Origin of the sequence: Paenibacillus sp. FSL M7-1455, from assembly GCF_038004655.1 — a bacterium.
GTDB lineage: Bacteria > Bacillota > Bacilli > Paenibacillales > Paenibacillaceae > Paenibacillus_AQ > Paenibacillus_AQ cookii.
In genome coordinates this window covers 4,472,102-4,495,976 of the sequence record NZ_JBBORO010000001.1, presented here as the reverse complement: position 1 = coordinate 4,495,976, position 23,875 = coordinate 4,472,102, and the positions used below count along the sequence as shown (strand labels likewise).

The window sequence follows — 23,875 nt, the reverse complement described above, 5'->3', positions numbered from 1 at the left end:
TTAATCAGTGCTTTTCGCAGGTGTTTATTCCGGATGGTTGTCTTTCAAAAGCCGGGTGATTTCGTCCTGAAGGTCATGCTTCAGGTTTTCCCGTTGTCCCGTCATGTTCAATATCGCTTTTACATAACCAAGCGGATCCCCTACGTCATGCCAACGGCCGTCGATTTCGCAGGTGTATAAAGCCTCCTTGGCCAACAGCCGGTTCAAAGCGTCGGTGAGCTGGATTTCGCCTCCGACTCCCGGCGCTTGTATCTCCAAAACATGAAAGATGGATGGGGTTAAAATATACCGGCCGACAATGGCCAGCCGCGAGGGCGTAGTACCGACCGGAGGCTTTTCGACTAACCGGTTCACGTAAGCAAACGATTCGATCAACGGCTTGGCATCCGCGATTCCGTAGCTCGAAACCTTGTCTGCCGCCACGGTCTGCACCCCCAAAATCGAGGTTTGAAACCTTTCAAATCCTTTGATGAGCTGTTTTAAGGCCGGGGGCTCCGCCTCGAAGAAGGTATCTCCGAGCATAACGGCAAAAGGCTCATCTCCGACAAATTTTCTGCCGACGCTGATGGCATGCCCAAGTCCTTTGCGTTCCGATTGGCGGATATAGTGAATGTCTGCTTTCCCCATGAATTCCCTTACCTTGCGAAGGTCCTCGAATTTTCCTTTTTGCTCCAAATAATATTCGAGCTCATGGGCAAAGTCGAAATGATCTTCAATGACCTTCTTTCCTTTTCCGGTGACGACCAAAATTTCCTCAATTCCGGAAGCGGCGGCTTCTTCGATGATAAATTGGATGGTGGGTTTATCGATGATCGGAAGCATTTCCTTGGGAATTGCTTTTGTGGCCGGAAGAAACCGCGTTCCAAAACCTGCTGCCGGAATGATCGCTTTGCGTATCTTCAAGCGGTCCTCCTCCTTTGACGCAGTGATATTTGATCCATTATATTCTCAAAGGCACTTAGAATAATGGACACTTGTCTAGTTGCGCAAATAATATTGAATGGCGCGTCCTTTTCAATGAAAAAAGCCACTCCAATGAGTGGCTATCGTCCCAGGTCGGGATACAGCCCACCGGGCTGACTGCGAAGCGGAAGCTTACGAAGATTACGCTCCGACGAACCCGGGTTCGAATCCCCCGGAAACTAAAAAAAGCCACTCCAATGAGTGGCTTTGTACGTCCCAGGAGGGATTCGAACCCCCGACCGACGGCTTAGAAGGCCGTTGCTCTATCCTGCTGAGCTACTGGGACATAAAAAATTTCAAGCAAGAAATATCATAACATATGGACGAGAGTTTTACAATATGAAATTGATATAAATTAGCAAAAAAATTTAGGGTTAAAATCATTATAGAAGAGATTTTTCCATAACAGGGCATGATCATTATGTTCTATAATATGTTCAGTCCATCCAAAAAGAACGGCACCTTAAGCCCGGCATCGATTTGGAACGCAATTCTTTTATATTCCGGCATCCTGTTACCCGGCATGATGAAAAATCGCATCGATTTCCGGCCGTTTTTTTCATGTGCGGCAGGGTTATGCTATAATCAACAATTAATTGAGGCTAAACGGACAGAAAGGAGGAATCCCCTATCAACGAATCCGAATTCCCCGTAAAAGACAACATCATCCTCTTTCCAAAGACGCTCGACTTCTATCAGATTCAGCTGACGGTCATGCTGGAAAACGAACGGTACGGGGAAGCCATGGATCTTTTGCGTTTTCTGCTCCAGTGTCAGGGGCAGGATCAGCGGCATTACGACGAATGGCGCGCGCTGCTGGAATGGCTCGAAGCCGCCTTTCCCCATTCGGGGCAAGGAAAAAAAGGACCCGGAGATGCGGAAGAGGCCGCAGAAGAACCGAGCGAGGACGACATGAAACGGCAGAACGTCCGGGCCAAGCTTGCGGAAGACCGCTTTTATGCCGATAAGCTGCTGCATACGGCCCAGCAGGAACCGTTCAGCGAGCAAAATCTGCTTGCCCTTGAGCAGCTTTCCTATCTCGAAGGCGCAGATATCGACCAAGCGCTCGTGGATTGGCTGCAGAGCCGGCCCTTGCATCCGCTGCTGCAATTCCGCGTCCTGCAGACGCTGCGCAAACGCGGGACGCAGGGAAGCATCGAACTGCTCCGCGGGCAGGAGCGGGCCGACATCGACCTCGAAGCCGTGCCGCTGAGTCCCGAAGAGTTTCCGCCACAAATCGGGCTTATTACGGAACGGGTAGCCGAACAAACGGAAGTACAGGAGCCCACGCTCTATTATTTTGCGCAGGAGATGTGGACGCAGTTTATTATGGCCATATACGGAACGGACGACTACTATTCCATCGTCGACGAACATGATGACGAAACGATCGACATCTGGGCGGCCGCGCTGCACCAGATCGTATCCGAAACGCTGACGGGCAGCCGCAGCGACGAGGACATCAGGCATTTGTACGGCGTGACCGACACGATGCGCTTTCGTTTTGAACAGGCATATCGCACGATGAGACAGTTTGCGGCCGCAGGAACCGATACATAGAAAAAACAGGAAGCCCTGCCTGAAGACTTTGCCTTAGGGATGCCCTTGAAAAAGGGTACAATCTTGTTTATACTATAGTGGTTATTCTGTGCGTGTTAAACCAATGACCATGTGAAATATTTTTGGAGGGGAAAGCATAAAATGAAAGCAACCTGGGAAAAAATAGAGAAGAACCTTGGCGTTCTTGAAGTCGAAGTCGAAGCGGAACGCGTATCCGAGGCTCTTGACAAAGCCTTTAATAAAGTAGTCAAAAAAGCGAGCGTGCCTGGATTCCGCAAAGGCAAAGTGCCGCGCCCGATTTTCGAAGCGCGCTACGGCGTGGAAGCTTTGTACCAAGACGCCATCGACATCCTTCTTCCGGAAGTTTACACGGAAGCCGTTAACGAAACGGACATCTTCCCTGTAGACCGCCCTGAAGTCGAAATCGACCAATTCGCCAAAGGACAAGCCTTCAAGTTCAAAGCCAAAGTAACGGTTAAACCTGAAGTTACGCTTGGCGCATACAAAGGCGTAGAAGTGCCTGTGGAAAAAGTCGAAGTAACCGACGAAGAAGTGAACGAAGAATTGAAACGCCTGCAAGAGCGTCATGCGGAACTCGTCGTGATCGACGAAGGCGCGGCTCAAAACGGCGACATCGCCGTTATCGACTTTGACGGTTACGTGGACGGCAATCCGTTCGAAGGCGGCAAAGCAGAACGTTATTCCCTCGAGCTTGGAAGCGGCACGTTCATTCCTGGATTCGAAGAGCAGGTTGTCGGCATGGCAACGGGCGACTTCAAGGACGTTGAAGTCACGTTCCCTGAAACCTACCATGCGGAAGAACTGGCCGGCAAACAAGCCGTGTTCAAAGTGAAAGTTCACGAAATCAAACGCAAACAGCTGCCTGAGCTGGACGACGAATTTGCCAAAGACGTCAGTGAATTCGAAACGCTGAACGAATACAAAGAAGATCTGAAAAAAGAACTTCTTTCCCGCAAGGAACAAGAAGCTAAAGGCAAAAAAGAAGCTGCAGTCGTAGACAAAGTTTCCGAAAACGCCGAAGTGGACATTCCGCAAGCGATGATCGACAGCGAAATTCAAAACATGATGCGCGATTTTGACAACCGTCTCCGCAGCCAGGGCATGAACCTTGAAATGTTCCTGAGCTTCTCCGGCCAAACAACGGCCGATCTGCAAGAGCAAATGAAGGACGACGCCGAAAAACGCGTTCGCAACAACCTCGTTCTCGAGCAAATCGCCAAAGAAGAGAACATCGAAGTGACCGAAGAAGACATCAATAAAGAACTCGAAACGATGGCTGAAGCCTACAAACGTTCCGCCGACGAAATCCGCAACATTTTGACGGCAAACGGAACGCTGGGCAGCCTGCGTGAAGAAATTTCGCTTCGCAAAACGGTGGACCTCCTCGTTGAAAACAGCAAGGAAGTCGAAGCAAGCGAAGCGCCTGCTGAAGAAAAAGCAGAATAATTTCCGCAAAGAGCATAACCTATCTGAAGGCATGACATCTTGTCGATACGCTTTCGGATGGATCCATAGAGATAAGGCACGTATATTCCATTGCGTGCCTTATTTTTAACTAGGATTATCCATTTTATTCATAAACGATGTATAAAATGGATATTATTCACTCTTCGGCCGGAATTATGAGGAGATGCATGGAGGCGGATCATGCAACATCCTGATACATACAAGCGTCAAAACCTTTGGAAGGGCTATTTTTCCTGAACGGGTTCATACACTGTACTGCGGGTTATAAAGTGAAAAATGACATCAAGCTTTGAACATGTTAGAATAATGCTGTAAGCCTGAATGGATGCACGCATTACATCTTTAAACGGAAAAGAGGTTGGACACATGAGTCTGATACCTATGGTTGTAGAGCAAACCAGTCGGGGCGAGAGATCTTACGATATTTACTCCAGATTGCTGAAGGACCGCATCATTTTCCTCAGCAATGCGATCGACGATGATGTAGCCAATCTCGTCATAGCACAGCTATTGTTCCTTGCTGCCGAAGATCCTGAGAAGGATATCCATTTGTATATCAATTCTCCCGGTGGTTCGGTTACTGCAGGGATGGGTATATACGATACGATGCAATACATTAAACCTGACGTATCCACCATCTGCGTAGGCATGGCGGCGAGCATGGGCTCCCTTCTGCTGACAGCGGGTGCGCCGGGCAAACGTTATGCTTTGGCCAACAGCGAAGTGATGATTCACCAGCCGCTGGGCGGAGTTCAAGGGCAGGCAGCCGACATCCAGATTCACGCGAGCTGGATCATTAAAACGAGACAAAAGCTCAATCAAATATACGTGGAACGCACAGGTCAGCCCCTTGAAAAAATTGAACGCGACACGGATCGTGACTTTTTCATGAGCGCGGAGGAAGCGAAAGCGTACGGTATCGTCGACGAGGTTCTCACTTCACCGATTAAATCTTAAAGGGGTGTTTACATGTTTAAATTTAACGATGAAAAAGGGCAGCTGAAATGCTCTTTTTGCGGGAAATCCCAGGAACAAGTCCGCAAACTTGTTGCGGGACCCGGTGTTTATATATGCGACGAATGCATCGAGCTGTGCACGGAGATCGTGGAAGAGGAGCTCGGTCATGACGAAGAGCTGGATTTGAAGGACATTCCGAAACCGAAGGAAATTTGCGATATCCTCGACCAATACGTCATCGGCCAGGAACAAGCGAAAAAGTCGCTGTCCGTTGCCGTTTATAACCACTACAAACGGATCAATACCGGCAGCAAAATCGAGGACGTCGAGCTGCAAAAGAGCAACATTCTCCTGCTTGGTCCTACCGGTTCCGGTAAAACGCTGCTTGCGCAGACGATGGCCAAAATTTTGAACGTGCCGTTTGCGATCGCGGACGCGACGTCTCTGACGGAAGCCGGTTATGTCGGCGAAGACGTGGAGAACATTTTGCTGAAGCTGATCCAAGCTGCGGATTACGACGTGGAAAAAGCCGAACGTGGCATTATTTATATTGATGAAATCGATAAAGTCGCCCGCAAATCCGAGAATCCTTCGATTACGCGCGACGTTTCCGGAGAAGGCGTGCAGCAGGCCCTCCTCAAAATTCTTGAAGGCACGGTCGCTTCCGTTCCGCCGCAAGGAGGACGCAAGCATCCGCATCAGGAATTCATCCAAATCGATACGACGAACATTTTGTTCATCTGCGGCGGTGCCTTTGACGGCCTGGAGCAAATGATCAAACGCCGGATCGGCAAAAAAGTCATCGGCTTCAATGCGATGGGCGAAAACCAGAAGGACCTGAAACCCGGGGAATACCTCGGCCTGGTGCTTCCGGAAGACCTGCTGAAATTCGGCCTCATTCCGGAATTCGTCGGACGTCTTCCCGTCATCTCCACGCTGGAGCCGCTGGATGAAAAGACGCTCGTGCGCATCCTTTCCGAGCCGAAAAACGCGCTGACGAAGCAGTACCAAAAGCTGCTTGAAATGGATAACGTCAAGCTGACCTTTGAGCCGGAAGCCCTCGAAGCCATCGCCAGGGAAGCGATCAAGCGCAATACCGGCGCCCGCGGCCTCCGAGCGATCATCGAAGGCATCATGCTGGACGTCATGTACGAGGTTCCTTCCCGCGACGATATCAAAGACTGCGTCATTACGGAGCAGGTCGTGAAGGAAAAAATCGTGCCTGAACTGCTCAGCAAGAAAGAGAATAAACAAGAGGAAAGCGCCTAAGCCCGCAGGGCTGCAACGCACCGTTTTCCGAAATTCATTGCCGGTTCTCCACTTCCGCCCCTTAGGCTTCCAAAGCCAAAAGGGGCAGGGGTGGAGTCTTGGCGTTATGGGAGAGAACAAACCATGTTTTTGAGACAAGATACAAGACCCGTAAAAGTCGGTAATTTGACGATCGGCGGCAGCAATGAAGTCGTCATTCAAAGCATGTGCACCACCAAAACCGCAAACGTCGAAGCGACGGTTGCCGAAATTCTCCGCCTGGAGGAAGCCGGCTGCCAGCTCGTGCGCGTGACGGTCAACAATAACGAAGCTGCCGAAGCGATCAAGGAAATCAAAAAACGGATTCATATCCCGCTTGTCGCGGATATTCATTTTAACTACCAGCTCGCGCTTAAAGCGATCGAAAACGGCATCGACAAAGTCCGGATCAATCCGGGCAACATCGGCAGCCGCGACAAAGTCGAAGCGGTGGTGAAGGCGTGCAAGGAGCGCGGCATTCCGATCCGCATCGGCGTCAACGCCGGCTCGCTCGAAAGCCATCTGCTGGAGAAATACGGCTACCCTACGCCGGAAGCGATGGTGGAAAGCGCCTTGTACCATATTCAAATTTTGGAGGAGCTCGATTTCCACGACATCATCGTTTCGCTGAAGGCATCCGACGTGCCGATGGCGATCGAGGCTTACCGCCGGGCGGCGGAAGTCATTCCGTATCCGCTGCATCTGGGCATCACCGAATCGGGAACGTTGTTCTCCGGTACGATCAAAAGCTCGGCCGGCCTCGGCGCGCTCCTGGCGATGGGGATCGGCAGCACGATCCGCATTTCGCTTAGCGCAGACCCCGTCGAGGAAATAAAAGTCGCCCGGGAGCTGCTTAAAGCGTTCGGTCTCATCTCCAATGCGGCGACGCTCGTTTCCTGCCCGACCTGCGGCAGACTCGACATCGATCTGTTTTCGATCGCCAACGAAGTCGAGGCTTACATTTCGAAGCTGAAAGTGCCGATCAAAGTTTCGGTGCTCGGCTGCGCGGTAAACGGTCCGGGGGAAGCGCGCGAGGCGGACATCGGCATCGCCGGCGGGCGCGGGGAAGGACTCCTATTCCGCTACGGGGAAATGATCCGCAAAGTTCCGGAAGCGGAAATGGTGGACGAATTGAAGAAAGAGATCGACGAAATCGTAAGAGTATACGAGGAAACCGGAAAAATTCCGGGACGCAAGCATTAAAGCCAGAACCAGGAAGCCGCATGGCCTTTTTTCGAAAAGGCATGCGGCTTTTTTTTGCGGACATTTTGCGAGAATATAAAAATATCCCCATAAATCCGCCCGATTTGCGTTTACGCAGGTGTGAAACGGCTATACTACCATGTATCAGGCCAACCCGTAGGAACAAAAAAGATGGGGAATCTGGCCATGGAAGAGAAACGGGAGGGTTTTGGACATGAATTTAAGCATGATCATGATGTTGGTTCAATTTTTCTTTGCCGTCATCATCGGCATCTATTTTTGGAATTTGCTGCGCGGACAAAAGACCAACCGCACCGCCGTCGACCGGGAATCCCGCAAAGAAATGGATAAGCTGCGGAAGCTGCGTTCCATCTCGCTGACGAAACCGCTGGCCGAAAAAACGAGACCGCAGTCGCTTCAGGACATCGTCGGGCAAAAGGACGGTTTGCGCGCACTAAAAGCCGCCCTGTGCAGCGGCAATCCGCAGCATGTCATTATATATGGACCGCCGGGGGTCGGCAAAACCGCCGCCGCGCGCGTCGTGATGGAAGAAGCGAAACGCAATCCGGCATCGCCTTTTAAAGCCGACGCCAAATTCACGGAAATCGATGCGACGACGGCCCGCTTTGACGAGCGGGGCATTGCCGATCCTTTGATCGGTTCCGTGCATGATCCGATATACCAAGGGGCCGGCTCGATGGGGGTGGCGGGCATTCCGCAGCCGAAACCTGGAGCCGTCACGAAAGCCCATGGCGGGATTTTGTTCGTCGACGAAATCGGGGAATTGCATCCGATCCAAATGAATAAGTTGTTAAAAGTCCTCGAGGACCGTAAAGTGCTGCTCGAGAGCGCATACTACAATTCGGAGGACAGCAATACGCCTGCGTATGTCCACGACATTTTCCAAAACGGGCTTCCTGCCGATTTCCGTCTCGTGGGCGCAACGACGCGCTCTCCGCATGAACTCCCGCCGGCGCTTCGCTCGCGCTGCATGGAAATTTATTTCCGTCCGCTGCTGCCGGACGAAATCGGACGGATCGCGGAGGACGCCATTCAGAAAATCGGGCTCAAGCCTTGCCCGGAGGCGGTCGAAGTCGTGAAGCAGTACGCTACGAACGGCCGCGAAGCCGTCAATATCATACAGCTTGCCGCCGGCCTTGCCCTGACCGAAAAAAGGGATTCGCTGGCCGCTTCCGATGTCGAGTGGGTAGCCAGCAGCAGCCAGCTTCAGCCGCGTCCGGACCGCAAAGTGCCCGACCGGCCGCAGGTCGGCCTCGTTAACGGCCTTGCCGTATACGGCCCGAACATGGGGGCGCTGCTTGAAATCGAAGTGACCGCCGTGCCGGTTACTCCGGGAAAAGGCACGTACAATATTACCGGCGTCGTCGAGGAAGAGGAGATCGGGAGCAATTCCCGCACGCTGCGCCGGAAGAGCATGGCCAAAGGTTCGGTCGAAAACGTGCTGACCGTGCTTCGTTCGATGGGGCTGAGACCAAGCGACTACGACTTGCACATCAACTTCCCGGGCGGCACGCCGATCGACGGGCCGTCCGCGGGGATCGCCATGGCTACGGCCATCATGTCGGCGATCAAAGGCGTGCCGGTCGACAACCGGGTCGCCATGACCGGAGAAATCAGCATCCACGGCCGGGTCAAACCGATCGGCGGCGTCATCGCCAAAGTCGAAGCGGCGTTCCAGGCCGGGGCGACGACCGTCATCATACCGAAAGAAAACTGGCAGACGCTGTTTGAAGATCTGGAAGACTATCGCGTCATCCCGGTCGAAAACGTACAAGAAGTGTTCCTCCACGTATTCGGCACGGAACTGAAGCCGGCGGCTGCCGAAGCAACCGCGCAGGCGCAGGAAGAGCCGGCCGAAGCCTTGGAAAAAAGCGCATCCCCCGAAATTTTCCCGCAAGCCCCCGCCGCGTCGTTTTTGCAGGCCAAGCCGGGCCGTCAGGGACAAATCAGCGATGCGGGCAGCTGTTAAACATGCCGAATGATTGGTGTTTTCTGTGAACATTTGCTAAAATAAAACCGGATGTGTATAACCTGAGAACGGCTGGAGGTGCAAAAGCAAATGGGGCTTAGTAAAGCGAAAGGCCGCCGTTTTCCGTTATTGCCTTTGCGTGGCCTTCTGGTCTACCCGAGCATGGTACTGCATCTCGATGTAGGCCGGGAGAAATCGGTCAAGGCTCTGGAAAAAGCGATGGTGGACGATAACTTGATTCTCCTTTGTTCTCAGTCCGAGGTGAACATAGAAGAACCAACGCATGACGATATTTTTCGCATCGGCACGGTTGCCAATGTGAGACAAATGCTCAAGCTCCCGAACGGCACGATCCGTGTCCTTGTGGAAGGCATGGAGCGCGCCGAAATTATACAGTATACCGACAACGAGGAATATTACGAGGTCCTTGCGCGGGAGCTGCATGAGGAAGAAAGCGGCAATCCGGAAGTGGATGCTTTGATGCGCACCGTCCTGAGCCAATTCGAGCATTATATCAATTTATCGAAAAAGGTGACGCCCGAGACGCTTGCCGCCGTAAGCGATATCGAGGAGCCGGGACGTCTCGCCGACGTGATTACCAGCCATCTGTCGCTGAAGATCAAGGACAAACAGGAAATTCTGGAGACGATCGACGTCGGGAAACGGCTTGAAAAGCTGCTGGATATCCTGAACAACGAGCGGGAAGTGCTGGAGCTCGAACGCAAGATCAATCAGCGGGTCAAAAAGCAGATGGAAAAGACCCAAAAGGAATATTATTTGCGCGAGCAGATGAAGGCGATCCAGAAGGAGCTCGGCGAAAAGGAAGGGCGCGCCGGAGAAGTCGAGGAGCTGCGCGAGCAGATGGCGAAGCAGGAGCTTCCCGAGCGGGTGAAAGAGAAGGTCGAGAAGGAAATCGACCGGCTGGAGAAAATGCCCGCTAGCTCGGCCGAAGGCGGCGTCATCCGCAACTACGTCGATTGGCTGCTGGCGCTCCCTTGGAGCACCAAAACCGAAGACGATCTCGATATCCATAAAGCGGAGCAGGTGCTGAACGAAGACCATTACAGCCTGGATAAGCCAAAGGAGCGGGTGCTCGAATATTTGGCCGTGCAGCAGCTGGTGAAAAAAATGAAAGGGCCGATCCTTTGCTTGGTGGGTCCTCCGGGCGTCGGCAAAACGTCGCTTGCCCGTTCCATCGCCAGATCGCTGAATCGGAAGTTCGTCCGCATCTCGCTGGGCGGCGTCCGCGACGAAGCGGAGATCCGCGGCCATCGCCGGACTTATGTCGGCGCCATGCCGGGGCGGATCATCCAAGGAATGAAAACGGCAGGCGCGTTGAATCCGGTCTTTTTGCTGGATGAAATCGACAAGATGGCGTCCGATTTCCGGGGAGACCCTTCGGCCGCGCTGCTGGAGGTGCTGGATCCGGAACAAAACAACACGTTCAGCGACCATTTCATCGAAATTCCTTTCGACCTGTCGCAGGTGATGTTCATTACGACCGCCAACGCGATTCACAACATTCCGCGGCCGCTGCTCGACCGGATGGAAGTGCTGAACATTCCGGGGTATACCGAGCTTGAAAAATTGCAGATCGCCAAACGGTACCTGCTGCCGAAGCAAAAGAAGGAGCACGGCTTGCAGGATGAGCAGCTGCAAATCGGCGAAGATGCGCTGCTGAAAGTCGTCAGGGAGTATACCCGCGAATCGGGCGTCCGCAACTTGGAGCAGCAAGTGGCAGCCCTTTGCCGGAAAGCGGCCAAAAAAATCGTGTCGGGCGAATCGGATGCGATAACGATCGGGGCGGACGATGTCAAGGAATACCTTGGCGCACCGAAGTTCCGCCACGGCGTAGCCGACCTGGAAGACCAGATCGGCGCCGTCACCGGACTTGCTTGGACCGAGGTGGGCGGCGATACGCTGGTGATCGAGGTCACGGTGGTGCCGGGTTCCGGCAAGCTGACGCTTACGGGCAAACTCGGCGACGTGATGAAGGAATCGGCCCAGGCTGCATTCAGCTACACGCGCAGCAAGGCGGCGGAGCTCGGGATCGACCCCGACTTCCATGAGAAAAACGACATTCACATTCACATTCCTGAAGGAGCCATCCCGAAAGACGGCCCGTCAGCCGGCATTACGATCGCGACCGCCCTCATTTCGGCTCTTACCAAAAAACATGTTTCCAAGCATGTGGCCATGACCGGAGAAATCACGCTGCGCGGCCGGGTGCTTCCGATCGGCGGGCTGAAGGAGAAATCGCTTGCCGCGCACCGCGCCGGCTACAAAAAAATACTGCTCCCGAAAGACAACGAACGGGATCTTCGCGATATTCCGGAAAGCGTCCGCGACGAAGTGGAGTTCGTTCCCGTGTCCCATATGGACCAAGTGCTGAAACATGCGCTCGTGGAGCAGACGGAAGTGCATTAGAGAGGAACTAATATACGATGAAAGTAACCCAAGCTGAATTTGTGATCAGTGCCGTCGGCCCTGACCAATATCCAGTGGACGCCTTGCCGGAGATTGCTCTGGCAGGGCGTTCCAATGTAGGCAAGTCTTCATTGATCAACCGCATGATCAACCGCAAAAATTTGGCCAGAACAAGCTCGACCCCGGGCAAAACCCAGCATTTAAACTATTACCGCATCAACGAGGAACTGTATTTCGTCGATTTCCCGGGTTACGGGTACGCCAAGGTCTCGAAAACCCAGCGGCAGGTATGGGGGAAAATGATCGAAAAGTATTTGCTTGAGCGGGAGACGCTGAAGCTGGCGCTGCTTGTGGTGGATCTCCGCCATCCGCCGACCAAGGACGACGAGCTGATGTACGACTGGCTTAAGCATTATGACATTCCGGTCTGCGTCGTCGCCACAAAGGCCGACAAAATCCCGAAAACGCGCTGGCAAAAACATGTGAAACAAATGAAAGACGCGTTGTTGCTGCGCAAAACGGATGCCTTTATCATGTTTTCATCGGAAACGGGAGTCGGACGGGACGAGTTGTGGGCGCATATTGCATCCGCGGCCGGCCTGGGGCAAGAAAAAGCCGAGGCGCCGAAAACGGAGGAAACTTCCGAATAACGGAAAATGCGAAAGCGGGTTAAACCAGATATTTTAGGCGCATGGCGTAGGGATTGGGACCTTATCCGGCAGGAAAGTGAGCATCCCGTAAAAAGTCTGCCCAAAAATCCGGTTTAATCCGTTTTTTAATGAAATATGAAGAAAATTCATGGTTCCGCCTGCAAGCAATCGTTTTGCGATGTGCTGTATAATAATACTAAGGAATGGATTCGACGGAAAAAATTCCGGGATTCGAAACCATGACGGAAGCCGTTTTTGACGGAAATTTTTGTTCGGATTATGGAATCCTCCGTTCATTTCGATTTGAAGGATTCTATGGTCGTTGACAAAGAATTGAGGAGATTTTTATGGCTCAGCGGTTAGCCACGGAGTATGTCAAAGCCACTCTGCAAATGACGGAGCTTCAATTGAACCAGTTTATGCGTTCGGCTGAATGTTGCCACATGCACGCCATCGTGAAAGTGCTCGGCAGCGGAGGACAAGAAATCGTGCTGGTGGACGAAAGCGGCGAGGAGGTTCATTTCCCTCTCGAAAGTAAGAATGGCCTGTACTTCTGCGTGCTGTCATGCCGCTTGGTGAATCCCCGTTTGACGAACCTGGTGCGCAAGCTGTTCACCTCATGCAAAGGGAGCGGCATCGTCAACCGGATTTATAGAGGATTCACAATGATGTATTATTATGAACAGGGTTCCGTCCGCAAGATCGAGGAAGTGACCGCTTCCCATCGCAAGCTGGTGTATGAATACAAACATACCGCAGGCGAACTGCAGCGGGTGTATCAGCTGAACGATGTCGAGCAGGAAATTACGCGGCTGTATCAGGACATCGATTACTGGCTGGATCAACGGAACAAGGCGGAGACAGGCGAGGAGATCGCCCGCATCGACGAAAAGCTGCGGCTCGGAGCCGCAAAATGGTTTGCATTAGAAGCTTGATCCCATACACAGAAACCGGGAACCCTTTCGCATAAGAAGGGGTTCTTTTTTTGGCTTTGATTCTGGTTTGCGCCGGGCGGGAGAGTGAAAGGATTGTCCGGTATTACCCTTGAAAAATAAGGAAAAAATAAAACGTTCTGGAGCGAAAAAAAGTATTGCAATTCGCCCGGAGAGATGTTATTTTTAATCTCGTTGAAAAGAATATATTAGGAACCAGGATTCACTCAGGACATTGAATGTTGCGAGAGATTATTCCCTCGGGAAGTGAATGACGTAGGTCCTAGCGGATGAAATTTTCAAACATTTTATTCCTAGGAAGGGGGAAACCGGAAGATGGAATATTCAACTTTCGGAAGACACGTTGCTGTTGATACTTGGGGAGTCGACTTCGACATGCTGAACGACGCAGAGTTTTTGCAAGCCCAGCTGGTTGAAGCTGCGGAAACATGCGGCGCGACCGTGATGTCGGTACAATCCAAGCAGTTTGAGCCTCAAGGAGCGACAGTGCTTGTTTTGCTGTCAGAAAGCCACCTCTCGATTCATACGTACCCCGAGAGAGGATTTGCAGCGATCGATTGCTACACCTGTGGCGAAACCGTCGATCCGCAATTGGCAATCGATTACCTGGTATCCGTATTGAAGCCCGAAAAAACGTATGCGAAAAAGCTTGTGCGCGGTCTGGGCGAATTGAAGGTGGAAACGCCGGAATTCAAACAAGCCGAGCTGGTGTAACAGGCCGCTGCGCTACCGAACGATAATGATCATAACCATGGAGCCGTCCTCCATGGTTATTTGTTTTGCGCGTCCCCAATATACTTTAAAGTATGGAACAAGCTTCATATGATGCTTTAAGGGGGCTTTGCGACCAATGAGAAGACGGAATGCAAGGGATTTGTTGTTTATGGGCCTGACGGCGCTGCTGCTCCTGGTTCTTGTGATTCAGGGTTACCGGATGATGCGGCCGCAAACGGAACATGCGGATGCGGAGCGAATGCTGTACGAGGTGGCGCTGTTTCAGATGCAGGTCCTGAACACTTCGCTTTTGGACGCCGCGGACAGCGGCGGTACGAACGACCTGAACGCGCTGAAGCTGGCGGCTTATTCGGCTGCCTTTACCCATGACAGGCTTGTCAACGCGGTCGGCAAGGACCGTCTTTACGCGTTCCCGGCCATTGGCGGCCTTGTGGACGCCATCACGTCCTGGCAGATCGGAGGCAACCGGCCGCTGCGGGAAGAGGAGAAGGAGCTGCTTAAGGAATACAGCGGGATTTTTTCGGGAGCGGTCCAGTCCTATCAGCAGCTGCTGAGCGACGGCGGGCAAGTCATTTCCTCGAAAAACGACGATCTGAAGAAAGCGGGCAAACAGCTCGCCGACCTGATCGACGGGAAATAAAGGGCTTGTCGTATAATCCCGTGCAGTTTTTGGCAAGATAGTAAAATGCTTTAGGGTTACGCCGTGCATTTTCATAAACATTTCATAAAATGATGCAGGGGCACTAGACAACTGTGCTATACTTAATATAGCAACTCGACAAAAACAGCAACATTGGATTGCTGATGATTTAAACGGTTTGCGCGGGTTTCGAAGGGATTTTATGGCCTGACCTGCGCAAAATTTGGTGTTTGAAACGAAAGCTTAGGCAGGTGAACATGTTAATGCATATCGTCGTTGTCGGATTGAACTATCGTACAGCGCCTGTAGAAGTGAGGGAACGTTTCACGTTCGAACCGAACGAACTGCCGGAAGCGCTCAGCCAGCTTATGCAGACGAAAAGCGTCATGGAAGGCGTCATCGTTGCTACGTGCAACCGTACCGAAATATATGTCGTGGTGGACCGCCTGCACATGTGCGGACATTTTATCCGCAGTTTCATGGAGCAGTGGTTCGACATTCCGCGCGAGGAATTTACCCGGCATTTATATATATATGAAGATGAACAGGCCATCTCGCATCTGTTCCGCGTGACCTGCGGACTGGACTCGATGGTGATTGGCGAAACGCAAATTTTGGGCCAGGTCCGTTCGGCGTTTTTGCTCAGCCAGCAGGAGAAAGCGACGGGCACATGGTTTAACATGCTCTTCAAGCAGGCGGTCACGCTGGGCAAAAGAGCGCATTCCGAAACCTCCATCGGGGAAAGCGCCGTTTCCGTCAGCTATGCGGCCGTAGAGCTGGGCAAACGGATTTTTGGCATGTTCGACGACAAAAAAGTCATGATCCTCGGGGCCGGGAAAATGAGCGAACTTACGGTGAAACATCTGTACGCGAACGGAGCGGAAGAGGTCATCGTCGCCAATCGCACGCTTGCCCGGGCGGAGGAACTCGCCAGCAAGTTCAAGGGAACGCCGTGCACGATGGAGCAGGCTTTGGGGCGGCTGCAGGAGGTCGATATCCTGATCAGCTCTACGGGAGCCAAGGATTACGTCCTGGATCGCGCGCAGGTCAGCGAAAGCATGAAAAAACGCCAGTCCCGACCGTTGTTCATTATCGATATCGCGGTTCCGCGGGACATTGATCCGGCGATTGCCGATCTTGACAATGTCTTCCTGTATGATATCGACGACCTGGAAGGGATCGTGGAAAGCAACCTGGAAATGCGGAAGGCCGAAGCGGCCAAAATCGAAGTGATGATCCGCCATGAGATGGACGAATTCCAGCAATGGCTGAAAACGCTGGGCGTAAGACCGGTGATTCGGGCCTTGCAGGAAAAATCTTCGGCGATTCACGAAGAAACGCTCCAAAGCTTGTTCAACAAGCTGCCGGAGCTGGATGAGCGCCAGCGCAAGGTGATCCACCGTCTGACCAAAAGCATCGTCAACCAGATGATGCACGACCCGATCAACCGGATCAAGGAAATGACGGCAGGGAAAAACGGAAACGAGGCGCTGGAGTATTTCACGCAAATTTTCGCGCTCGAAAACGAGCTTGACGATGCCGGACAAACGAAGGAAGGCCTTCAGAACAAGCCCGGAACAACAAACGATTACAGCAGAGAAAAGCATGAACACAAACCGTTTGCCATTAAAGGAACGCTGACGCCAGCTGGCCTATAACCGGGTGTCAGGGGGAGTGGACATGCTCACTGGATTTTATGATGCAGCAATTTATATTTATGCCCTGAGCCTTCTGTTTTTTATCTCGGATTGCATTCGACGCAATCGGGCCGCGAAGCGGATGGGTACAGGGCTTCTTGCCGTTGTCGGCGTTTTGCAGGCGGGAGCGTTGTTTGTTCGTGCTTTCGAGGAACATGCGCTTCCGATTTTTACGCCGTTCGATTTTTTGCTTCTGCTTGCGTTCAGCCTTGTGGTCGCCGCTTTGATCATGAACTTGCTGCAGCGGGCGGAATTTGCCGTTTTGCTGCTGGGGATCATCGGTTTTGGCGTGCAGGTGCTGAACCGGCTGTGGTTTTCGCCCGGGAACAACCCGCTTAAGCATTGGGAAACCGTGCACGGGCTGCTGATCCTTCACATCACGCTCGCCAATCTCAGCTTCGTTGTATACACCATCGCGGCCGTGTTTGCGCTGATGTATCTTTTCCTTCACCGAAAATTGAAAGGAAAGAAATGGACGGACGCGGTCCGGCGTCTCCCCAGCCTCGAAATGCTCGACAAATACGCCTATTCGCTTGCGTTTGTCGGCACGCCCGTGCTGACGGTTTCGTTTATCGTGGCGGTGCTGTCGGTCGTTTCGGAGGGAAGGATCAATTTGCTGTTGGATTTGAAGGTGCTTGCGACGCTGGCGGGACTCTCGTTCTATTATTTTTACCTGTTCAAAAAACGGTCGCAGCAGCATACGGGCACGCTGATGGCCAAATGGCTTTTGGCGGGGTACGTATTTATCATCATCATTTTCGTGTTGAATTCATGGTCTGATTTCCATCGCTGGGGCGGGGAGTGAAGCTGACGTGAAAACGTACATGCCGGTCATGCTCGATTGCGGGGGCCGGGTCTGCGTGGTGATTGGCGGCGGGCGCGTCGCCGAAAGAAAGGTGGGCGAACTGCTCGCCTGCTCGGCGCTGGTGAAGGTCGTCAGCCCGGAGGTGACGCCGGTTTTGCGGCGGCATCATGAGCAAGGGGAGCTGGAATGGATTCCCCGGGGATACGAAGCGGGAGATCTGGCGGGGGCGTTTATGGCCCATGCCGCCGCCGACGATCCCGAAGTGAACCGCCGCGTGGCGGAGGAAGCGAGGGCCAGGGGGATTTTGGCCAACGTCGCCGACCGTCCGGAAGCGGGGAACTTCATCCATCCGAGCGTGCTTCGGCGGGGGCGGCTTGTCATCGCCGTCTCGGCTTCGGGAGCCGGGCCGTTTGCCGCGAGCGCGATCCGGAAAAGGCTTGAGCAGGAATTCGGAGCAGAATACGAAACCTATCTCGATTGCTTATATGAAATACGAAAAACGGTCAAGGAACAGGTTTGCGATCCGGCAGCACGGCAAAAGCTGTTAAAAAAGGCTGGCGGACCTGAGATGCTTGAATCCCTGCGGCAGGATGGTTTCGGCCTGTGGAGCGCGGAGAGGATCAGGCAGTGGATCCACGACAACCAGGAGGAATAGGAATGCGGACAATCGTAGTAGGCAGCAGACAAAGTGCGCTGGCACTGACACAAACGGGACAGGTGATCGACGACCTGAAACGGCTATGCAAGGAGCATGGCTTCGAATTTGATTTCGAGGTAAAAAAAATCGTAACGAAAGGCGACCGCATTTTGGACGTCACGCTGTCCAAAGTCGGGGGCAAAGGACTGTTCGTCAAGGAAATCGAGCAGGCGATGCTGGACGGCGAAATCGACATGGCGGTGCACAGCATGAAGGACATGCCTTCCGTCTTGCCGGAAGGGCTGGTCAACGGCGCCGTGCCGCGCCGCGTGGATCCGCGCGACTGCCTCATTACGCTGGACGGCAAAAACATCGACGAGCTGCCGCAGGGCGCAAAGGTGGGAACAAGCAGCCTTCGCCGCTCGAGCCAGCTTAAGGCATACCGTCCGGACCTGACGCTTGAGCCGGTGCGGGGCAATATCGATTCCCGGCTGAAGAAGCTGGAGACGGAAGGGTTCCAGGCGATCTTGCTGGCGGCGGCCGGTTTGCACCGGATGGGTTGGGAGGACCGCATTACTGCCTATATCCCGGTTGAAACCTGCTTGCCTGCGGTCGGGCAGGGTGCGCTCGGCATCGAATGCCGCGGGGATGACGAAGAGCTGCTGAAGCTGCTGGCCCTGTACAACGACAAGGAATCCGAGCTGACGGTCGCGGCGGAACGCAAATTTTTGGGCGTCCTGAACGGCGGCTGCCAGGTTCCGATCGGAGCGCATGCCGTATTGGCCAAGGCGCCGGAAGGTCATTCCCCTGCCGGACCAAACGTTATACAATTGACGGGCATGGTCGGATCCCCGGAAGGTGACGTTATCCTGAAGGAAACGATGTCCGGCACCGATCCGCTGCAGCTTGGGGAAGACGTAGCGCGGAAGCTGATTGAGCGGGGAGCAGAGAAAATTCTCGAACAAGCCAGGGAATAAGGGGATGAGGAGATGGCGGGAAAAGTATATCTGGTTGGTGCAGGCCCCGGCCACGCCAAGCTGATTACGGTAAAAGGGCTGGAGTGCCTGCAAAAAGCGGATGTGGTTGTCTATGACCGTCTCGCCGCCCCGCAGCTGCTGGGGGCCGTAAAGCCGGGAACGAGGAAAATATACGTCGGCAAGCTGCCGGACCGGCATACGATGAAACAGGAAGAAATCAACCAGCTGCTGGTGGATTTGGCGAAAGAAGGCCAGACAGTCGTCCGGCTCAAAGGCGGTGATCCGACGATTTTCGGACGCGTCGGGGAAGAAGCCGGACTGCTGAAGAAAAACGGAATACCTTACGAAATCGTGCCCGGCGTCACCGCTGCCATCAGCGTTCCCGCTTATGCCGGCATCCCCGTCACCCACAGGGAAATGGCTTCGTCGCTGTCGATCATTACCGGCCATGAAAGCCCGGACAAGCTGGACCGCATGATCGATTGGGAGCGGGTCACCCATGCGACGGGGACGCTCGTATTTATGATGGGCGTGTCCAAAATCGGCTATATCGCGGACCAGCTCATGCGGCACGGGCGGCCCGGCACCACGCCGGTAGCCTTGGTGCGATGGGGGACGCGAGCCGAGCAGGAGACGCTGACCGGGACGCTTGCGGATATCGAGCAGCGGGTGCGCGAAGCCGGCTTCCAGCCGCCGGCCGTGATCGTCGTCGGCGATGTCGTCCTGCAGCGGGAGCAGCTGAAATGGGCGGAGTTTCTTCCGCTTTTCGGCAAACGGATCCTCGTCACCCGCGCCAGATCCCAGGCCTCCAGGCTGTCGGAACGCATCGACGAACTCGGCGGCGAATCGTACGAGTTTCCGGTCATCGAAACGGCGTATCCGGACGATCCGAAACGGCTTGATGAGATTCGGGACGCCCTCTCCCGGCTCGGAAGCTACGACTGGGTATTTTTTACGAGCGTGAACGGCGTCGAATATTTCTACCGCCATCTGCAGGAGCAAGGCCGGGATATCCGGGAACTGCACCGTGCGCAAATCGCCGCGGTCGGGCCGGCGACGGCCGATGCGCTGAAGCAGCGCGGGCTCGTTCCGGTAGAACTTCCCGGGCGCTTTCAGGCCGAAGGTTTGATCGAAACCCTCGGCAGCCGTTTGCAGCCGGGGGAGCGGGTGCTGCTGCCGCGCGGGGACTTGGCGCGGGCCTGGCTGCCCGGGAAGCTGGCCGAAATGGGGCTTGAGGTTACCGCCATAGATACTTACCAGACCGTCATGAGCCAAGATGAGGACGGGGAGCTCCTGAAGCTGCTTGAGGAAGGGGCCATTCACGTGGTGACCTTTACCAGCTCCTCGACCGTAACGAATCTGATCGCCAAGCTGAAGCAGATGGGCGCACAGGATCCGGTTCGGCTGCTGAACAAGGCGGAGGCTGCCTGCATTGGGGAAATCACGGCCAAGACGGCCGCCGAAGCAGGGCTGCGCGTCAGCGTCGTAGCCGAACAGGCGACGATCGACGGTCTGCTCGAATCGCTTTGCTCATACCTGAACGCTTCGCATGAGCAAGCGCAATAAACTTCAAGAATAAACGACACAGGAGGTCATGAATCATGAGTTTTCCGATAGTAAGACACCGCCGTCTGCGCCAATCCGCAGGCATGCGCAACCTGGTACGCGAAACCGTGCTGAACGTCAACGATTTGATCATGCCGATCTTCGTCACATACGGCCAAGGAGTGAAAAACGAAATTTCCTCCATGCCGGGGATTTACCATTTTTCGCTGGACATGCTGAAGGCCGAAGTGGATGAAATCGTGTCTCTCGGCATTCCGGCCGTGCTTTTATTCGGCATTCCGGAGACGAAGGACAGCGTGGGCACGTCGGCGTTCGTGGAAGACGGCATCGTGCAGGAAGCGACCCGTCTGATCAAATCGTGGTATCCCGATCTGCTTGTCGTAGCGGATACCTGCCTATGCGAATTTACCGACCACGGCCATTGCGGCATGGTTCATACGTTCGAAGTGGACGGGAAAGTCCACGGCGACGTGATGAATGACGAATCGCTCGAACTGCTTACGAAAACCGCCGTATCCCAGGCGAAAGCGGGCGCGGACATCATCGCTCCGTCGAACATGATGGACGGATTCGTGCAGGCGATCCGCGCCGGACTGGACGAAGCCGGATTCGAGCATGTGCCGATCATGTCTTATTCGGTCAAATACGCTTCCGCCTTCTACGGACCGTTCCGGGAAGCGGCGGATTCAGCCCCGCAGTTCGGGGACCGCAAAACGTACCAGATGGACCCGGCCAACGCCCGCGAAGCGCTGCGCGAAGCCGAAACGGACGTGCTGGAGGGCGCGGACATGCTGATGGTCAAACCGGCGCTTGCTTACATGGACGTCATTCGGACGCTGAAGGACCAGTTTGATCTGCCTCTGGTCGCTTACAACGTGAGCGGAGAATATTCCATGGTGAAAGCCGCCGCGCTTCAAGGCTGGATCAGCGAAAAGGCGATCGTCGAGGAAATGCTGACCGGCATGAAACGCGCCGGCGCCGACATCATTATTACGTATTTCGCCAAAGACGTTGCCCGCTGGATGCAGGAGCGCTAATTACTTAAGAAACGGGAGTGACTTTCATGAGTATGACTGGTAGACGGAAAGAAGAGGCTTCCCGCACTGCGTTTGAAGAAGCCAAACAGTATCTTCCCGGCGGGGTGAACAGCCCCGTGCGGGCATTCAAATCGGTGGGCCTGACGCCGATTTACGTGGACCATGCCCAAGGCTCGCGGATTTACGATATCGACGGCAACAGCTTTATCGATTATGTCGGCTCTTGGGGTCCTCTCATTATGGGGCATGCCCATCCCGAAGTCATTTCGGCCATCCAGGAAACGGCGGCGAAAGGCACCAGCTTCGGCGCTCCGACGCTGATCGAAACGGAAATGGCCAAGCTGGTATGCGAGCGCGTTCCGTCGATCGACGTCGTGCGGATGGTCAACTCCGGCACCGAAGCGACGATGAGCGCGATCCGGCTTGCCCGCGGATATACGGGGCGCGGCAAAATCGTGAAGTTCGAAGGCTCCTATCACGGCCACGCCGACAGCTTGCTGATCAAAGCGGGTTCGGGCGTAGCGACGCTCGGCCTGCCCGACAGCCCCGGCGTGCCGGAAAGCGTGGCAACGAACACCATTACCGTCCCTTATAACGATCTGGAGTCGGTAAAGGTGGCTTTTGAACGTTTCGGCGAGGAAATCGCCTGCGTCATCGTCGAGCCGATTGCCGGCAACATGGGGGTCGTGCCTCCGCTTCCGGGCTTCCTGCAAGGACTCCGCGACATTACGACCCGTTACGGCAGCCTGCTGATTTTCGACGAAGTCATGACGGGCTTCCGCGTGCACATCAACTGCGCGCAAGGGTTGTTCGGCATTACGCCTGACCTGACCTGCCTCGGCAAAGTCATCGGCGGCGGACTGCCTGTCGGCGCTTACGGCGGCAAACGCGAAATCATGGAGCAGGTCGCTCCGTCCGGGCCGATCTACCAAGCGGGAACGCTCAGCGGCAATCCGTTGGCGATGGTGGCCGGTTACACCACGCTGAAGCTGTTGACGCCTGCGGTTTACGACCAGCTCGAGGAACGCGCGGCGCGGCTTGCGGCCGGGTTCGAGGCAAACGCCAAGGAGCTGGGTGTTCCGGTCACGTTGAACCGGGTCGGCTCGATGGTATGCCCGTTCTTCACGGAAGGACCCGTCGTGAACTACGATACGGCCAAAGCAAGCGACATCCAGCGTTTCACGAAATATTTCGGCAATCTCGTGGAGGAAGGCATCAGCGTGGCTCCTTCCCAGTTCGAGGGCATGTTCGTGTCGGCGGCCCACAGCGTCGAGGATATCGATGCAACCATCGCCGCCAACTACAATGCCCTGAAAAACCTGTGACAGCGTGGAGGCGCCGCGGCGAGTGGCTGGAGCTGACCCCGGGGAAAGCCCTGACCGGGGCGGCGGACCGGAATGAAGCGACCGCCCGTTGGCTGCTCGAAACGCTGGGGATGCCGGAAAAGCTGTTCCGGCAGCTGCAAGCGAACCGTGGAATCGAATGGAGGGGGGACCGGCTGCGGCTGGCCCTCTTTCCCGTTAGTACGGCTGGCATCGAACCCGTATGGCAGGATTTGGGAGTGCTCTACGAGGACGACTTTTGCCTGGTCGTCCATAAGCCGGCGGGCATGAACATTCACCCGGACGGCCGGAAGGGCGAATCGGAGCCGACGCTCGATCATGCCGTCGCCGCCCATTACGAGATGCAGGGCGCAGAGATTGCCGTCCGTCATATTCACAGGCTGGACCAATACACGTCAGGTCCGGTGCTGTATGCCAAAAACGATTGGGCCCAGCTTAAATTGGACGAAGATATGCGCCATAAGCGCATCGCCCGCAGCTACGCGGCATTCGTGCACGGGGCGGTGCCCGCCGATTTGCATGTGATCGATTTGCCGATCGGCAAGGACCGCCATCACAAGCAGCGCAGACGCGTATCGCCAACGGGCCAACACGCCGTGACCCGCGTGCGCTTGGGCAGGGCGTACCGGAACGCTTCGCTGGTCCATTTGGAGCTGGAGACGGGCCGCACGCACCAAATCCGGGTGCATCTGAGCCATCTGGGACACCCCCTGCTCGGCGATGCGCTGTATGGAGGCAGCACCGCGCTCATCGGACGGCAGGCGCTTCACGGGGAACGGCTTGCCTTTACGCATCCGTTTACGGGCGAGCGCATCGAAGTCGCCGATCCTTGGCCAAGCGATATCCGGCAGCTCGAGCAAAAGCTGTTGAGCCCCACAATATAAAATGTCGGCGCAAACCGCCGGACGCGCGCAAAAATGGAATGCCCTCCTGTTTGGAGCATATAGATAAAATGAGTAA

Annotated in this window: 20 protein-coding genes and 1 tRNA gene; 19 read left to right on the top strand and 2 right to left on the bottom strand. The window is 54.6% G+C overall.

Features of this window, described 5'->3' with window-relative positions:
• Positions 1 to 24: 24 nt before the first annotated feature.
• Both galU and NYE48_RS20725 read right to left on the bottom strand, forming a co-directional pair.
• Positions 25 to 903 carry a UTP--glucose-1-phosphate uridylyltransferase GalU gene (gene galU / locus NYE48_RS20730; protein ID WP_340999831.1) on the bottom strand — a complete coding sequence of 293 codons (879 nt, stop codon included), beginning with the start codon at positions 901 to 903 and terminating at the stop codon, positions 25 to 27.
• Positions 904 to 1,175: 272 nt separating this feature from the next.
• Positions 1,176 to 1,249: transfer RNA gene (locus tag NYE48_RS20725), tRNA-Arg, on the bottom strand.
• Positions 1,250 to 1,677: 428 nt separating this feature from the next.
• Between NYE48_RS20725 and NYE48_RS20720 the strand changes: the two genes are divergently transcribed.
• The 19 genes from NYE48_RS20720 (at position 1,678) to NYE48_RS20630 (ending at position 23,799) form a co-directional block, all read left to right on the top strand.
• Positions 1,678 to 2,523, top strand: coding sequence for a hypothetical protein (locus NYE48_RS20720; protein ID WP_036712976.1), 846 nt, complete (start codon positions 1,678 to 1,680; stop codon positions 2,521 to 2,523).
• A gap of 141 nt (positions 2,524 to 2,664) precedes the next feature.
• Entirely contained in the window at positions 2,665 to 3,990 is a 1,326-nt protein-coding gene (gene tig, locus NYE48_RS20715; RefSeq protein ID WP_036712978.1) for a trigger factor, read from the top strand.
• Positions 3,991 to 4,377: 387 nt separating this feature from the next.
• Complete coding sequence (clpP, locus tag NYE48_RS20710) at positions 4,378 to 4,968, top strand: ATP-dependent Clp endopeptidase proteolytic subunit ClpP (protein WP_036712979.1); 591 nt, start codon at positions 4,378 to 4,380, stop codon at positions 4,966 to 4,968.
• Positions 4,969 to 4,980: 12 nt separating this feature from the next.
• The gene (clpX, locus tag NYE48_RS20705; RefSeq protein WP_160045113.1) at positions 4,981 to 6,237 is read left to right on the top strand and encodes an ATP-dependent protease ATP-binding subunit ClpX; all 1,257 of its coding nucleotides are present in this window, start codon (positions 4,981 to 4,983) and stop codon (positions 6,235 to 6,237) included.
• Positions 6,238 to 6,360: 123 nt separating this feature from the next.
• Positions 6,361 to 7,458, top strand: a complete 1,098-nt coding sequence (gene ispG, locus NYE48_RS20700; protein ID WP_036712981.1) for a flavodoxin-dependent (E)-4-hydroxy-3-methylbut-2-enyl-diphosphate synthase — start codon at positions 6,361 to 6,363, stop codon at positions 7,456 to 7,458.
• Positions 7,459 to 7,672: 214 nt separating this feature from the next.
• Positions 7,673 to 9,448, top strand: a complete 1,776-nt coding sequence (lonB, locus tag NYE48_RS20695) for an ATP-dependent protease LonB (RefSeq protein ID WP_212948002.1) — start codon at positions 7,673 to 7,675, stop codon at positions 9,446 to 9,448.
• Positions 9,449 to 9,538: 90 nt separating this feature from the next.
• Positions 9,539 to 11,875: an endopeptidase La gene (gene lon / locus NYE48_RS20690; protein ID WP_212948000.1), complete on the top strand. Its 2,337-nt coding sequence runs from the start codon at positions 9,539 to 9,541 to the stop codon at positions 11,873 to 11,875.
• Between the two features lie 17 nt (positions 11,876 to 11,892).
• Positions 11,893 to 12,525, top strand: a complete 633-nt coding sequence (yihA, locus tag NYE48_RS20685; RefSeq protein ID WP_036712987.1) for a ribosome biogenesis GTP-binding protein YihA/YsxC — start codon at positions 11,893 to 11,895, stop codon at positions 12,523 to 12,525.
• 347 nt (positions 12,526 to 12,872) lie between these two features.
• Complete coding sequence (locus tag NYE48_RS20680; RefSeq protein WP_212947998.1) at positions 12,873 to 13,460, top strand: non-ribosomal peptide synthetase module; 588 nt, start codon at positions 12,873 to 12,875, stop codon at positions 13,458 to 13,460.
• 333 nt (positions 13,461 to 13,793) lie between these two features.
• A complete protein-coding gene (gene speD, locus NYE48_RS20675) occupies positions 13,794 to 14,192 on the top strand; it encodes an adenosylmethionine decarboxylase (protein WP_036712991.1) in 399 nt (132 codons plus the stop codon).
• A 136-nt stretch (positions 14,193 to 14,328) separates the two neighbouring features.
• A complete protein-coding gene (locus NYE48_RS20670; protein WP_212947996.1) occupies positions 14,329 to 14,853 on the top strand; it encodes an S-adenosylmethionine decarboxylase in 525 nt (174 codons plus the stop codon).
• A gap of 263 nt (positions 14,854 to 15,116) precedes the next feature.
• On the top strand, positions 15,117 to 16,511 hold the full coding sequence (hemA, locus tag NYE48_RS20665) for a glutamyl-tRNA reductase (RefSeq protein WP_212947994.1): 1,395 nt from the start codon (positions 15,117 to 15,119) through the stop codon (positions 16,509 to 16,511).
• A gap of 22 nt (positions 16,512 to 16,533) precedes the next feature.
• The gene (gene ccsA / locus NYE48_RS20660; RefSeq protein WP_340999830.1) at positions 16,534 to 17,355 is read left to right on the top strand and encodes a cytochrome c biogenesis protein CcsA; all 822 of its coding nucleotides are present in this window, start codon (positions 16,534 to 16,536) and stop codon (positions 17,353 to 17,355) included.
• A 7-nt stretch (positions 17,356 to 17,362) separates the two neighbouring features.
• Positions 17,363 to 18,010 carry a precorrin-2 dehydrogenase/sirohydrochlorin ferrochelatase family protein gene (locus NYE48_RS20655; RefSeq protein ID WP_340999829.1) on the top strand — a complete coding sequence of 216 codons (648 nt, stop codon included), beginning with the start codon at positions 17,363 to 17,365 and terminating at the stop codon, positions 18,008 to 18,010.
• A gap of 2 nt (positions 18,011 to 18,012) precedes the next feature.
• On the top strand, positions 18,013 to 18,969 hold the full coding sequence (gene hemC / locus NYE48_RS20650; protein ID WP_340999828.1) for a hydroxymethylbilane synthase: 957 nt from the start codon (positions 18,013 to 18,015) through the stop codon (positions 18,967 to 18,969).
• A gap of 12 nt (positions 18,970 to 18,981) precedes the next feature.
• Entirely contained in the window at positions 18,982 to 20,535 is a 1,554-nt protein-coding gene (gene cobA, locus NYE48_RS20645; RefSeq protein ID WP_340999827.1) for a uroporphyrinogen-III C-methyltransferase, read from the top strand.
• 35 nt (positions 20,536 to 20,570) lie between these two features.
• Positions 20,571 to 21,572: a porphobilinogen synthase gene (hemB, locus tag NYE48_RS20640; RefSeq protein WP_036712994.1), complete on the top strand. Its 1,002-nt coding sequence runs from the start codon at positions 20,571 to 20,573 to the stop codon at positions 21,570 to 21,572.
• Between the two features lie 26 nt (positions 21,573 to 21,598).
• Entirely contained in the window at positions 21,599 to 22,897 is a 1,299-nt protein-coding gene (gene hemL, locus NYE48_RS20635) for a glutamate-1-semialdehyde 2,1-aminomutase (RefSeq protein ID WP_036712997.1), read from the top strand.
• Positions 22,894 to 23,799 (top strand): RluA family pseudouridine synthase, encoded by a 906-nt coding sequence (locus tag NYE48_RS20630; RefSeq protein WP_340999826.1) that lies wholly within the window; start codon positions 22,894 to 22,896, stop codon positions 23,797 to 23,799. The genes hemL and NYE48_RS20630 overlap by 4 nt, the downstream gene beginning before the upstream one ends.
• Positions 23,800 to 23,875 lie beyond the last annotated feature (76 nt).